This window comes from Paenibacillus sp. FSL R7-0163, assembly GCF_037969975.1.
Taxonomy (GTDB): domain Bacteria; phylum Bacillota; class Bacilli; order Paenibacillales; family Paenibacillaceae; genus Paenibacillus_AQ; species Paenibacillus_AQ odorifer.
Map to the genome: position 1 here is coordinate 4649168 of NZ_CP150224.1, position 13748 is coordinate 4662915.

Consider the following 13748-nt stretch of genomic DNA (forward strand, 5'->3'; position numbering starts at 1 on the left):
AGGTCAAATACGGTTCTAGCCCTTAATGCCCGATGCTGCAACACCTTGTACAAAGTACTTTTGCAGAGCCAGGAAAACAATCACAACCGGAATAATGGACACCACACTTGCAGCCATAATCAGGCCATACTCGGCGGAATATTGCGAGATGAACATTCTTAGTCCGATTTGGATGGTCTTGAGTTTCGTATCTGTCAGATAAATCATTGGCCCCAGGAAGTCATTCCAGGTAGCGACAAAGGTGAAGATCGTCAATGTAGACAATGCTGGCTTGGACAACGGCAGCATGATTCGCGCCCAAATTCCATATTCGCTCAAGCCGTCAATACGGGCAGCCTCGCATAATTCATCCGGAACACCTTGATAGAACTGGCGCATCAGAAATACTCCAAATGCCGAGAATGCCTGCAGCAGTATGATTGCCAAATGCGTGTTGTTAAGCCCCATGTAACGCATCAGGATAAATTGCGGCACCATGTAAGCCTGCCAAGGGATCGCAATTGTTGCAATATATCCAAGGAATAGAATGTTTTTTCCCCGGAAATGCAGTTTGGAAAACGCATACGCAGCAAAGCTGGAAGTCAGTAGTTGTAGAATCGTTACGATAATCGATAATTTCGCCGTATTGTAAATAAAACGGCCCAGCGGAATGCGTGTCCAGATATCCGCGAAATTCTCCCAGCGCGGATTCTGTGGAATCCACTGCATTGGGAAGGAAAACACATCTTTGTTCATCTTGAGTGAAGAAGACAACATCCATATATACGGAACCAGCATCGCCAGTACTGTCGCAAACAACAAAATATACACAAGAACCATAAGGCTGATTCTAAGTCCTTTACTTTTACCAACCATATCTTTTGAATCCTCCTATTGTCCGTATTTCTTCTCGCCGCGGAACTGGACGATGGTGATGCCAAGTACCAGCAGAAACAATACAATGGCCATGGCGCTGGCATATCCGTAATCAAGCGAGCGGAACGCCGTATTGTAGATTTGATACACCATAACCCTTGTAGAATCATTCAACTGGTTATCGGCGCCGGCAAATAGGTTGATAAAGATATCGTAGACTTTGAACGAATTGATGACTAGAATCATCAGAACAAAGAAAGAGGTAGGCGCCAGTTGAGGGACCGTCACATTGCGGAATCTTCTCCACGCGCCCGCACCATCAAGTTCAGCAGCCTCATACAATTCAGGGTTGATGCCCTGCAGACCTGCCAAGTAAATAACCATGTAATAACCCATGTTTTTCCACACTGTGAACAGTATTACTGTGAACATCGCCCAGTGTTTATCCGCCGCCCAGCGGGGAAGATCCTCCAGCGGGATACCGGTAAGGGTATGCAGGATATTGTTGATCGGACCCATCGTAGGACTGAAGATAAAGTTCCATACGGCAGCAACGGCTACCAGGGATGCTACATAAGGGAAAAAGAATACGGTTCTCATGAAATTGCGGGCCATTATCTTCTGATTAAGCAGGATCGCCAGCGCCAGCGCGACAATCATGGTAAACGGTACTACGCCAATAGTGTAAACAATGGTATTCCATAATGCTTTGTGAAATGTTGTATCTCTGATCAACCGGGTGAAATTGTCCAGCCCGATAAACTTCATTGGATTGGCCCCGTCCCATTTCACAAAAGCAAGGATAAAGGCAAAGAACATAGGTACCAGTGTAAACAGGGCAAATCCGATAAAGTTCGGCGCAATGAAGCTGTAAGCTACCAGGTTTTCCCGGACACCTTTTGACAAATGACGTTTAGGGATCTTTTTTGTACCCAATATGGTTTCGTTCTGCATTCTTTCTCCTCCAAACCTTCTAAAACTTCCCCACAAATCTATACGCTTTAATATAAAAGGCGGGCTTTCACCCGCCCTTAGAACCGGCTCTCTTAAGGTTAATTATTCAAGAGCTGCTGTACGCGAGCATTCATATCATCCAAACCTTCGTCAATCGAAGCATTTTTAGTCATAATATTGTCATGCGCTTCATTCAAAATAACTTCGATGTCCGCGCTCTTTTCATGCATAGGCATTTCCAGATAAGTCTTAACAGTAGTCAGTGCCGCTTTGCTGTTCTCATCCGCAGGGAAGCCCTCGATGGAAGTAATGGAATTGATAACTTCATCATTCTTAATCGCTGGAATGGTTCCGGTGGAAGCAATAACTTTAGCGCCTTCTTCACCAGTCACGAATTTCATGAAATCAAGTGCTGCTTCTTTATGTTTGGATTTCTGATTTACAGCCAGAGAAGTAATTGTACCCAGGGTTGTACCGGCTTCCACACCATCCGGATGAGGGTATTTCGCAATGCCCCAGTTAGCCGATTGGGACTCGCCGCTCTTCACTTTCTCAATCTGTGTAGCGATAAACCAGCTGCCCATGTTCATAGTAGCAACGGAATTATTGTAGAATACGCCAGAATAGTGCGTGCTTGAAGTCTTCAGTGTGGCGTAATCCATTACGATGCCGTCTTCCTGTTCTTTCAGGATCCGCTCATAGGTTGGCTTCAAGAAATCGTAGTTTCCGTCAACAACAGTGTTCTTGCCGTCCAGAATACCGAACAGTTGAACCGCACTACGCCAAGTATGGTAGTGAGCTCCGTACACTTTTTCAGAACCGCTGCCAGAAGTCATTTTTCTGGCCAACTCATCATATTGCTCGAATGTCATATCATTGCTTGGATATTCCACTCCTGCTTTGTCGAACAAATCTTTATTGTAGTAGAGAATCCAGAAATCGCTGCGAAAAGGAAGCGCATACACCTCATCGTTCACTTCGATTTGTTCTACAGTACCTCCATATACCGAAGGATCAATAGCGTTGCCACTCATAAAGCTTTTAAGCGGCTCCAGGTGATTCTGTTTCACAAGGTTCGAGTAGCCCGGAATATCTTTAATTGTAAGTACGTCCAGATCTGCGCCACCGGACAGTTGTGTGCTTAACATGGTCATATAGTCCGTCGACCCCAGATCGACATATTCGATCGTTACATTCGGATGCTCAGCTTTGTAGGCATCGATCAGTGGCTTGTAGTAAGCGGTAGCTTCCCAATCCCACAAGGCCCATTTCAAAGTCACAGGCTCCTGGCTCGGTTCAGCGGAAGCGTTTGCAGAATTCCCCGTTGCTGGAGCTGTCGTTGCAGCAGCACCTTCGTTGTTGTTATTACCAGAACATCCAGCCAGCAGACTCATGGAGAATACTGTGGCGAGGGTTATGCCATAGAATCTTTTCAGTTTCATTTAAATATCCCCTTTTCTTCTGATTGTGTAACTACGATCGGCTCTTCTGAGCTTAGTTCAAAGTTTATAGCTTTTTCCGCAAGAATGGCATGCATTATCAAACAAAGTTCATTCACTTTTCTGTGTTCTTCTTCCCTGCTCCGGTTCAAACCTGTAATTTTCTATCTAAAACATGTAAAATATTCAGCTTATGTACCTCCCCCTGTATCGGAACGCAGGAATATGCTATGGTATATGAAAACGCTTTATATGTTTTCACATTTTGTAGAGGAGTGTTAAATACGGTAAGAAAATCCACCATTAAAAGTCGCATTATTCTGCTCATGGCCGTATTCGCACTGCTGATAGCGTCGCTGCTTTCTTTTTTCAGCTATGAATTAATTACTTATTATCAGCGTAAAACAACCATCCAGGCGACCGAGTTCAATCTGCAGCTGGTATCTCATATTATTGAACAGGATTTGATTGATCTGTCATCCCTGGCGATGACCTGCAGCACTAACTCTTCTACTAATACCCTGATCACAGACTACTTCAGCTCACCTAAGGCTAGCTCTAAGGAAGCAGTTAATGTATTCAACTCGATGCAGCAGGACTTCCTGAACAACCGCTCCAACAGCTATGCCCGCCGTCTGATTGTTACGGATAGCAACGGCAAGTTTCTGCAGGTGGATAAAACCGGCACCTCTGTTCCGCTTACCATACACAATATCGGTCAAATTACCGGCCTTAGCAACGATGCCGAGGAGAAATGGGACCGGGTGATCAAGGACCCGCTCTCCAACACGAACGGAATTCCTTTTGTTTTTCCTATTTACGGCAAAGGAGCTTCCCGCGTTGGAACAGTGTACCTGTTAGCGAATACCACTGTTATTACCGACAAGCTGAAGGGGTACTCCCTGCCGAAGAATTCCCGGCTGCTGCTGACGCTCGGCAATCATCATTATCAGCTCATCGGCGATCAGGTCATCGCCATTGCAGAGCCGTATGAACCGGTGGCCTATACCAATGATAAACCTGTCGGTCCGCAAACCGAGCTGTCCATGGTCAAGCTGGCGGACGAGAAAGAGAGCCATATCGTGGTATCTTATCCCGTACGCAGCGGAGTCATTCTGTCACAGACTTTATCCAATGACCTGTTCGCTCCCAAGACAAATATATGGATTCTGGTTATGCTCGGCGTCTGTCTCCTGGTTATTGTCTTAAGCGCTATCATTACGCTGTATCTGACCCGTACCATCAGTCTTCCGGTGGAAAAACTGAAGAAGCGGATTGATAAGATCGCCCAGGGCAATTTCCTGCTGGACCGCAATATCGAATGGAACAGCGAGCTTGGCGATGTCGGACGGGGTATTAACCGCCTGTCCCAAGATATCGTAGCGCTTATGGACAGCCGGCTCGCTGACGAGAAACAGAAACAGGAGCTGGAATACCGGATGCTGCAGAGTCAGATCAATCCCCATTTCCTGTACAACACACTGAATTCGATCAAATGGATGGCTACAATTCAGAATGCTACCGGCATCGCAGAAATGACCACTTCACTATCTAGACTGCTGCGCAGCATCGCCAAAGACAACCGTAGACTGATGCCGCTGAAGGATGAGCTGAGCCTGCTGGATGATTATTTTCTGATTCAGAAATACCGCTATGGCAGTACGGTCTCTATGGTAAAGGAGATTGACAACGAGGAACTGCTAACCGGCCTAATTCCACGATTCACGCTCCAGCCCCTGGTCGAGAACGCCATCTTCCATGGCATTGAGCCCAAAGGCAGAGGAGAAATTCTCATTAAGGTGGCCAAAAGTGGATTCGCCGATATTCTAGTTACGATTGAAGACAACGGTGTAGGGATGAAGGAAGAAGAAATCTCCACGATTCTGTCGAATCCAGGTGACGGAAGCAAAGAAATGCCCGAGAATATTGGACTCCGCAGCGTAAATGAACGTTTGCGCCTGGCATTTGGGGATAATTACGGTCTTTCGATTGAGAGTGAGTCGGGCCAATATACCCGGATGAAGATTCTTCTGCCGTTCCTGCAAAAGGAATAGAGTAGCATACCAAGCAAGGATGTGATGGAATTGATCAAGTTGTTAATCGCTGATGACGAGGCGCTGGTCTGTATCGGCTTGCAGTCCATGCTGAAGTGGGAGCAATATAATATAGAAATTGTCGGCATTGCACACAACGGGGCTCAAGAGGAAGAAATGATTGACACCCTCCGTCCTGACATTGTAATCAGCGATATAAAAATGCCAATTAAAAGCGGCTTAGAAGTTGCCAATGCGGTACGCAAAAAACACGGCCGGCTTCCGCTGTTTATCATCTTAACAAGCTACGAGGAATTCGAATACGCACGTGGAGCGATTGAAGTGCAAGCCACAGATTATCTAGTGAAGCTGGAACTGACACCAGAGGCACTTGATGCCTCCATTCGGAAAGCAATTTCCCAATTGGAGGCTTTTCAAACCCTAGACAGCTATCCCATGCTTGCTCATAGAGGCAATCTACAAGCCCAACGCGATAAATTTTTCATCCGCCTGTTCAATAACTTATTCGCAAATAAAAACCAGTACCTTCTGCAGAGAGATGATTTAAACCTTGAGCTCAAGGAACCTGCTTATCTAGTCTGCACTTGCCGTATTTTGGGACCAGACAGTGTCCCGCCCCGCGGCGATAAAATGGTTGCTCTGTGCTCAAGTACCGTCCAAATGGCCAAAGATACGCTTACTTCCATAAGACCTTGTTATGTGACCAGTCTGGACTTGCGCAATTTTGCTGTAACCCTGCCCGTCAACGGGACGGATTCACGGCAATGGATGCCTGAGATTGAAATGCTATTGACCCATATGGCCTCCATACTCCATAACTACTTCAATGTAAGGATCATCGGCGCGATCGGCTTTGCGGTCGAGGATCCTTATTTGCTGCGGGAAAGCTACCTCGCTGCGCGAAAAGCGCTTCCTGCTGCGGTTAAAGCACAGTCGTTTGTGTTTTTTGCCGAAGGAGAGTCGCTGGAGCAGGATCATCTGTTGTTTGATTTCTCCGAATTGCGTACAGAGATCCGCCGTGCTTTTGAAGAAATGGATACCCAAGCTTTATACGCCATTATCTCCAAAATGATCGAAATCTTCGACGGCCGGGCCGACCTGCTGGTTCCCGCCACTGATGCCGCCTGCAACATTCTGTATATGGCCACTTCACTACTTGCAGACGGTGAGAATATTGTGGAGCAAATTTTCGAAAATGAACCGGAGGGCTACCGGGCTATCTACCAGATGCATACGATTGAAGAGATCGCCGGCTGGCTGATCCAGTTCAGGGACGGTTGCTCGGACATCCTCTCTACCCGCAGACAAAGCTACAAGGAGCAGCTCGTCAAAAATGTCCAAGAGTATATTAAACGAAATCTCGGAACTAAGCTCTCGCTCAATCAAGTGGCGGATGTCTTCAATTTCAGTCCCAACTATCTGAGCCACCTTTTCTCCAAGGTTGCCAAGGTCAACTATGTGGAATATATCACGGAGATCAAAATCACGACAGCCAAAGAAATGATGGCACGCGGGGAAGGTCGCATCTACGAAATCTCACAGAAGCTGGGATATGAGAGTGCCTTCTATTTCAGCAAGGTCTTCAAAAAGGTAACCGGAATTTCCCCCAGAGAATACATGCAGCAACTTAAAGCAGATTCACCGCCTGACCGAAGCCTCGGAGTAAACAACCGTTCTTGAGATCAAGAGATTATTAAGAATAACCCCACTTCGCAAAAATAAAGCCAATAAATCTGCAAGGAGCAGGCTCTGTTCCTTGCAGATTTATTGGCTTGCCATCACCCTCAGCAGCATCCCTAAGTATCACCCTTACTCCTGCAATTTTTTTATTTTTATTTTTAAACTAGCAAAATGCTAATACTCCGGTCTTTCTGCCCTAAAAGCCTGCCAAAAAACCGCTTACGAGACACTTTCCCAGCTATTAAGACGGCTGTTCCCATATTGACTTTTCAACATATAGTAATTAAAATAAACAACGCACACTAAATATAGTATAGATACGATTTTTCAGTATTTAAAGCTTATCCATTCAGTTTTCATACTATTTTCAATAGTTTTTAATATTTACAGGGGGACAGACACCATGCTAGTCGCGTATGATTCAAAAACAGGAAATGTCAGACGCTTCATCAGCAAACTTAAGTTGCCGGCTGTGCAGATTGAGGAGCATATGACGATTGACGAGCCCTATGTGCTTATTACATATACCACCGGCTTTGGACAGATTCCAGAAAAGGTGTCTACTTTCTTGAAGAACAATAATGCCAATCTGAAAGGCATAGCCGCCAGCGGCAATAAGAACTGGGGCGAGCTGTTCGCGCACAGCGCGGACTTGATTGCAGATCGGTATAACGTGCCCGTTATCGGTAAATTTGAGTTATCGGGTACATTTGGCGATGTAGAACGGATTAAACAGGAGGTGAGCCGGGTTGCGGCATATTGAATTAAACAACATGTTGATGAAGAGAGACGAAAGTGGCTTCTTTCAGTTAGACAAAGATCTTGAGGCAGTAGCTGAATTTATGCGGGATGTAGAGCGCCGGAGTCTGGTTTTTGCGAATACAAAAGCCAAGGTTGATTATATGATTGAACAGGATTTCTACGAGAATTTTTACGAACAGTACAGCACGGCGGAGATTGAAGAAGTCTACCAGATTACCCACGCCTACAACTTCAGTTTTCCATCTTATATGGCAGCTTCGAAGTTCTACACGGATTACGCTGTAAAAACCAATGACCGCAAACAATATCTGGAGCATTACCCGGACCGTGTGGCGGCAGTCGCCCTTCACCTGGGACGCGGCAACGCCGATACTGCCGGGGTACTTGCCCGTTCGATGATGGAACAGCGCCTACAACCTGCGACCCCAACCTTCTTAAATGCCGGTAAGAGCCGGCGTGGTGAGCTCGTCTCCTGCTTCCTAATCGAAATGGACGACTCGCTCAATTCCATCAACTATGTGCTGAATACCTGCATGCAGTTGTCGAAGATCGGTGGCGGTGTGGCCGTCAACCTATCCAAGCTACGCTCCCGTGGTGAAACTATCAAGGGTGTTGAGGATGCTGCGAAGGGAATTATACCTGTACTCAAGCTGATGGAAGACGGCTTCTCCTATGCAGATCAGATGGGTCAGCGTAAAGGATCAGGAGCAGCCTATTACAACATTTTTGGCTGGGACGTTCTGGAATTCCTCGACAGCAAGAAGATCAATGCCGACGAAAAAACAAGACTCAAAACCCTGTCCATCGGCCTGATTATTCCGAACCGCTTTTATAAGCTGGCGAAGGACAATGAAGCGCTGCATGTATTTGCTCCTTACAGTGTGTACAAAGCCTACGGAACGCATCTCGACGATATGGATCTGGATGACATGTATGATAAGCTGCTGGCCGATCCACGTGTCAAAAAGAAGAAAGCTATGAGCGCACGGGATATGCTGACCAAAATTGCCATGATCCAGCTGGAATCTGGCTATCCATATATCATGAACAAGAGCAATGCCAATGCGGCCCATGCCCTGAAAAACGTCGGACAGATCAAAATGTCCAACCTTTGTACTGAAATCTTCCAGCTGCAGGAGACCTCAGAGATTGCCGACTACGGACAGGAGAGTACAATCCGCCGCGATGTAAGCTGCAATCTGGCTTCCTTGAACATTGTTAACGTGATGGAACATGGCAAAATCCGTGAATCCGTACATGAGGGCATGATCGCCCTGACCGCTGTTAGCGATATGACCAGTATTTCCAATGCCCCAGGCGTAGCCAAAGCAAACAAGGAAATGCACTCTGTCGGTCTTGGCGTCATGAATCTGCACGGCTATCTGGCTAAGAACAACATTGCTTATGAAAGCGAGCAGGCCCGCGATTTTGCCCGGACCTTCTTTATGACCATGAATTTCCACTCGCTGGAGAAAAGCATGGAAATCGCTGCCGCGACGGGCCGATCTTTCCATGGATTTGAGGCTTCTGATTATGCTACGGGAGCTTATTTTGAGCGTTACCTGACTACCGATTACCGTCCGGTTACCCCAAGGGTACAAGAGTTATTCGGAGATATTTATATCCCATCCCCAGCTGACTGGGAACAATTGCGGGATGCGGTAAAAGCAAATGGCCTATACCATGCTTACCGTTTGGCGATTGCGCCAACGGCCAGCATTTCCTATATCCAAAACGCCACTTCAAGCGTTATGCCGATTGTTGAGCAGATTGAGACTCGGACTTATGCTAATTCAACTACTTATTATCCGATGCCGTACCTGCGGCCGGACAATGTGTTTTTCTATAAATCGGCTTACCAGATGGACCAGTTCAAGGTAATCGATCTGATCGCGGAAATTCAGCCCCATATCGACCAAGGTATCTCGACCGTTCTGCATGTTAACAGTGATGTTTCCACCAGAGAACTGGCCCGCTCCTACCTGTATGCGGCGCATAAAGGCTTGAAGTCGCTGTATTACACCCGGACCAAAAAGCTGTCTGTCGAGGAATGCCTCACCTGCTCAATCTAAAAGGAAGGCTATAGCCGCAGAAAAGGAGATTGCAATATTATGACCGCTATCCAAGCCGTTAACTGGAACCGTCCCGACGACGATTTCTCATTGATGTTCTGGAATCAGAACATTATGCAATTCTGGACGGACGATGAAATTCCATTATCCGATGATAAAATGTCCTGGCTCACGCTCAGTGAGCAAGAAAAGGACTCCTATATGAAGGTGCTGGGCGGTCTGACACTGCTGGATACGATTCAAGGCGGAGTCGGTATGCCGCAGATTATGGAGCATGTCGAAGGCCTTCAACGTAAAGCCGTACTGGGCTTCATGGGTATGATGGAACAAATTCACGCCAAATCGTACAGCAGTATTTTCACCACTTTGTCCTCTACAGAGGAGATCGACAGTGTATTCCGCTGGGTAGAAGAGAACCCCTTCCTCCAGTTCAAAGCGGAGACCATATCACAATATTACAAAAACATAGACTCACCTAAAGACCTGTACCTTGCCATGGCAGCCTCCGTCCTGCTCGAGAGCTACTTGTTCTACAGTGGTTTCTTCTATCCCCTATATCTGGCTGGGCAGGGCAAAATGACTTGCAGCGGTGAGATCATCGACCTTATTCTACGGGATGAGAGCATCCATGGGGTATATGTCGGCGTGCTGGCACAAGAGATCTTTGACGGGCTCCCAGAAGACGAGCAACGCGAACTTCACCATACGCTGGTAGAATTGCTTCGACTGCTGCATGAGAATGAAGAGCGTTATACCGAGCAGATCTATGCCCCTATCGGATTGGTGGACGAGGTTAAGACTTTCCTAAGATACAATGCCAATAAAGCGATGATGAATCTGGGCCATGATCCGCTATTTGACGAGGAAGAGATCAACCCGATTGTTCAGAACGGGATCAGCACCCACACCAAGCAGCATGACTTCTTCTCGAAGAAAGGCAACGGATATGTCCGGGCGCTTAATGTGGAGCCACTGAAGGATGAAGATTTTCAATTTTAAATAAAATCATCAGAGGTTGTTGTATCTAATAGATGCCAGCTCAAGTGTATTATATTATTTACAATAAATGTTTCATGTCTAAATTAAATAACCTTAGTCCAGTAGGCTTTCGGACTAAGGTTATTTATAATGGTTCAACTTTTAAATTCTCCTTAATTTTATGGACCCAAGCTGGGAGAGGATCAACCTGATATTTTATAGAGCAATACCCTGCTTCCAAAACAATTTCTCCATCCGACTTACTGTTGTCGATAACAATCAAATGATCAATAAGGTACAAATTAGAAAGTAAGTTTTGAATTGATGTTGTATGTCTTCTAATAATATCCTCAGTTGGAATATCGTGGCCACCATTTCGAACGCGTAAAGCAACCCGTTCGATATTTAGCTGATAATCACCAAGTCCTACAAAGAACATAGTTGTCTCAAAACCGCTTTCCTTAGCACTCTGCATGAGTCGAATTACATTTCCACCGGCCAATGTTGTCTCTATTGTGAAATCACGCCTATTGTCTATACAGTTCCTAGCTAGTCTTATCGCCTCTTTACCTGCGGATATCTTCCGACGGTTTGGATCATCGGGATCAATGCGGCGAGCTAAAGCATCAGGATCGATATTCACACTAATTCCAAGTCGATCTACAATCAAATTCCTAATTGTACTTTTCCCGCTGCCATTATTCCCAGCAAATACATACATCATCGCAGAGGGCTCACTCATGAGATGTCTCCTGATTATCTATAGGTACGATCACACCATTTGGATATTCCTTAACAATCAAACCATTTTTCGTTTTATATACAATGTAAGTTCCGTTTGCTTTTGCATCCAACTTGGCTCGTTCGCCTGTAAGCTTGATTAATTTATGCAAATCTTGAACAAGATTCATAACCATTCACCTTCCATCCTGTAGGCATTCTTATCATCATTATAGCATACTCTTTTTGGATTAAACTCTAGCCGAATAAACCTCTTCAAACAAAACAAGCTTGCTCTACTGGCTATTCATATCCATAGTATCTCCACTATATAGGCATAAGTTTTCCAAAGAAAAACAAAAAGTGCGGAGAAAGCTCTCCGCACTTTTTGCTAACTCTATTTATTAGATTATTGCAATTTTTTCAGTACTGTTCTAGCTTCTTCATAGGTATCGTAAGCATCAGCAAAATCTCTGCCAAAAATACGTTTCAATTGCATTTTCCAAATTGGGTTTTTAGTTACATAAGCCCATCCTGCTTGACCAGCTGCTTTCGCCATCTCACCTGTTGGAGCCAACATTGCTGCAACTTCAGGAGAAAGTACACTTGCAGATTCAGTTACATCAGTTGTACCCGTAAATTTAGGACTAACAAGCTTCATGATATTCTCAAAATCTTTCAAGTATCCTGGAACATCCTCAGCAGAAAAATCGATAGATACTACATCGATGTGGTTTTCACTTTTGTTGTATTTAATTGTGTATGACATAATTGTATTCCTCCAAGTTTTAATAGTTATTTTTTAATAATAGAAAGAAATGTATGTAACTCCAACAGACAAAAAATTTCTGCCCAGGCTTTTTAGTAACTTCTACTTTTGGCAACTGGGTTTGGAACAAACTGCCTTGTTTAAATGATGCCATATCGTTACAATCAATAGTAAATGACATCTATTTCCTGTATCGTTTTATTGCAACATCCTTTCTAATATATTTTAACTCATACCTATTACCTATATTATTATCGACAAATTTCTTTTTTTATTTATATTAAAATACAAATTTCTACAAATTCCAACATATCCATGGTTATATTTGCCTTAATTTCATTCACACTTGTGTAATTCCGTTATCATTTAGAAACAACTAAAAAAGGCTCTGCGTGCGCCTTCCAACTCCAGTCCATTTATCCTACAGGATTTCCGAACAGGAATACGCCGCAAAGCCTTCGATACTAGATGCTTATATAAGTAAATTAATCCGACTAATTACTTAGTTGCGGAGTAGCCCCCGTCAATCACATGTGCTGTACCTGTAATAAATGAAGCCTCATCACTTAGAAGGAAACATGCAAAAGCAGCTACTTCCTCAGGCGTACCATATCTGCCCAAAGCCGTTCCAGAAGCGATAAGAGATTGAAGCATCTCTACATCATCAGACAACAGCTTTTCGTATCTGTTCATGGTTGGTGTAGGGATAGGACCAGGGCAAATAGCATTTACTCTGATATTACGGTGACCCACTTCTTTAGCAACCGATTTAGTCATGCCCACAATGGCGTGTTTACTTGCTGAATAAGCTGCATCATTTGCCATCCCAATAAAAATACCATGCAAGGAGGAACAGTTTAGAACGGAAGCACCGGATTTCATATGTGGTAATGCATAATGCAACATGTAGAATTGGCCATTAAGATTTGTCTGAATCACCTTTTGAAACAATATCGGATCATATTCTGTAACATCCGCATTATCTCCTGTAATTGCTGAGTTATTATAAAGGCAATCAATCTTTCCATAAGCTGCTAAGGTTTGATCTACGATATTTTTGCAGTCTGCTTCAACTGAAACGTCTGACCGCACAAACAGTGCTTCTCCACCTAAAGCTTTGATTTCTTCGACTGTGTTAGCGCCAGCATCTGATCGATTGGCAACTACTACAGTACCACCCTCTCTTGCTACTCTCAATGCTGTAGCTTTTCCGATTCCGGTACCAGCACCCGTAATAATAACTACTTTGTTTTCAAATCTGTTGCTACTCATTATGCGCACCACTTTCTTATGTCTTTTTCAGGAAGAGGATTTGAACCTCATAGACCCTAATGTCACCTGATACAGTGTAGATTGGAACATTTTTGCAGAAAAATCGACAAAATTATCCTCTATATGACAACTTTATTGTATTTAATTGTATATAGCAATCAATATTTTAATCTACTTTTCCAACAATTGAGAA

The 13748-nt window shown here is 44.6% G+C and carries 12 protein-coding genes; 5 read left to right on the forward strand and 7 right to left on the reverse strand.

All coding sequences use genetic code 11. The annotated features are described in order from the left end of the window. Positions 1–15: 15 nt before the first annotated feature. The 3 genes from NST45_RS20420 to NST45_RS20430 form a co-directional block, all read right to left on the reverse strand. On the reverse strand, positions 16–855 hold the full coding sequence (locus tag NST45_RS20420; RefSeq protein ID WP_080742424.1) for a carbohydrate ABC transporter permease: 840 nt from the start codon (positions 853–855) through the stop codon (positions 16–18). A gap of 15 nt (positions 856–870) precedes the next feature. Then, a complete protein-coding gene (locus tag NST45_RS20425) occupies positions 871–1809 on the reverse strand; it encodes a sugar ABC transporter permease (RefSeq protein ID WP_036675858.1) in 939 nt (312 codons plus the stop codon). A gap of 98 nt (positions 1810–1907) precedes the next feature. Further along, complete coding sequence (locus NST45_RS20430) at positions 1908–3251, reverse strand: sugar ABC transporter substrate-binding protein (RefSeq protein WP_038569278.1); 1344 nt, start codon at positions 3249–3251, stop codon at positions 1908–1910. 227 nt (positions 3252–3478) lie between these two features. Here NST45_RS20430 and NST45_RS20435 point away from each other — a divergent pair, with 227 nt between their 5' ends. The 5 genes from NST45_RS20435 (at position 3479) to nrdF (ending at position 10815) form a co-directional block, all read left to right on the forward strand. Continuing rightward, complete coding sequence (locus NST45_RS20435; RefSeq protein WP_081382494.1) at positions 3479–5302, forward strand: sensor histidine kinase; 1824 nt, start codon at positions 3479–3481, stop codon at positions 5300–5302. Positions 5303–5332: 30 nt separating this feature from the next. Beyond that, positions 5333–6982 (forward strand): helix-turn-helix domain-containing protein, encoded by a 1650-nt coding sequence (locus NST45_RS20440; protein WP_052096847.1) that lies wholly within the window; start codon positions 5333–5335, stop codon positions 6980–6982. 403 nt (positions 6983–7385) lie between these two features. After that, complete coding sequence (gene nrdI, locus NST45_RS20445) at positions 7386–7745, forward strand: class Ib ribonucleoside-diphosphate reductase assembly flavoprotein NrdI (protein ID WP_036675861.1); 360 nt, start codon at positions 7386–7388, stop codon at positions 7743–7745. Beyond that, positions 7732–9816 (forward strand): class 1b ribonucleoside-diphosphate reductase subunit alpha, encoded by a 2085-nt coding sequence (gene nrdE / locus NST45_RS20450; protein WP_036675863.1) that lies wholly within the window; start codon positions 7732–7734, stop codon positions 9814–9816. Before nrdI ends, nrdE begins: the two co-directional genes overlap by 14 nt. 39 nt (positions 9817–9855) lie before the next feature. Then, a complete protein-coding gene (gene nrdF / locus NST45_RS20455) occupies positions 9856–10815 on the forward strand; it encodes a class 1b ribonucleoside-diphosphate reductase subunit beta (protein ID WP_076099522.1) in 960 nt (319 codons plus the stop codon). A gap of 124 nt (positions 10816–10939) precedes the next feature. Here the strand turns inward: nrdF and NST45_RS20460 are convergent, their stop codons facing one another. From NST45_RS20460 to NST45_RS20475, 4 genes are all read right to left on the reverse strand, one after another. Continuing rightward, entirely contained in the window at positions 10940–11536 is a 597-nt protein-coding gene (locus NST45_RS20460) for a zeta toxin family protein (protein ID WP_036675867.1), read from the reverse strand. Continuing rightward, complete coding sequence (locus NST45_RS20465) at positions 11529–11705, reverse strand: hypothetical protein (protein ID WP_170914185.1); 177 nt, start codon at positions 11703–11705, stop codon at positions 11529–11531. The genes NST45_RS20460 and NST45_RS20465 overlap by 8 nt, the downstream gene beginning before the upstream one ends. Positions 11706–11923: 218 nt before the next feature. Beyond that, complete coding sequence (locus tag NST45_RS20470; protein ID WP_036675871.1) at positions 11924–12283, reverse strand: hypothetical protein; 360 nt, start codon at positions 12281–12283, stop codon at positions 11924–11926. A gap of 498 nt (positions 12284–12781) precedes the next feature. Beyond that, positions 12782–13555: an SDR family NAD(P)-dependent oxidoreductase gene (locus NST45_RS20475; RefSeq protein ID WP_036675873.1), complete on the reverse strand. Its 774-nt coding sequence runs from the start codon at positions 13553–13555 to the stop codon at positions 12782–12784. Positions 13556–13748 lie beyond the last annotated feature (193 nt).

What these genes read in the sequence shown, in the direction of transcription:
- NST45_RS20420 (WP_080742424.1), bottom strand. Translation starts at nt 855, where the DNA reads ATGGTTGGTAAAAGTAAAGGACTTAGAATCAGCCTTATGGTTCTTGTG.
- NST45_RS20425 (WP_036675858.1), bottom strand. Translation starts at nt 1,809, where the DNA reads ATGCAGAACGAAACCATATTGGGTACAAAAAAGATCCCTAAACGTCAT.
- NST45_RS20430 (WP_038569278.1), bottom strand. Translation starts at nt 3,251, where the DNA reads ATGAAACTGAAAAGATTCTATGGCATAACCCTCGCCACAGTATTCTCC.
- NST45_RS20435 (WP_081382494.1), top strand. Translation starts at nt 3,479, where the DNA reads ATGGTATATGAAAACGCTTTATATGTTTTCACATTTTGTAGAGGAGTG.
- nrdI (WP_036675861.1), top strand. Translation starts at nt 7,386, where the DNA reads ATGCTAGTCGCGTATGATTCAAAAACAGGAAATGTCAGACGCTTCATC.
- nrdF (WP_076099522.1), top strand. Translation starts at nt 9,856, where the DNA reads ATGACCGCTATCCAAGCCGTTAACTGGAACCGTCCCGACGACGATTTC.
- NST45_RS20460 (WP_036675867.1), bottom strand. Translation starts at nt 11,536, where the DNA reads ATGAGTGAGCCCTCTGCGATGATGTATGTATTTGCTGGGAATAATGGC.
- NST45_RS20465 (WP_170914185.1), bottom strand. Translation starts at nt 11,705, where the DNA reads ATGAATCTTGTTCAAGATTTGCATAAATTAATCAAGCTTACAGGCGAA.
- NST45_RS20470 (WP_036675871.1), bottom strand. Translation starts at nt 12,283, where the DNA reads ATGTCATACACAATTAAATACAACAAAAGTGAAAACCACATCGATGTA.
- NST45_RS20475 (WP_036675873.1), bottom strand. Translation starts at nt 13,555, where the DNA reads ATGAGTAGCAACAGATTTGAAAACAAAGTAGTTATTATTACGGGTGCT.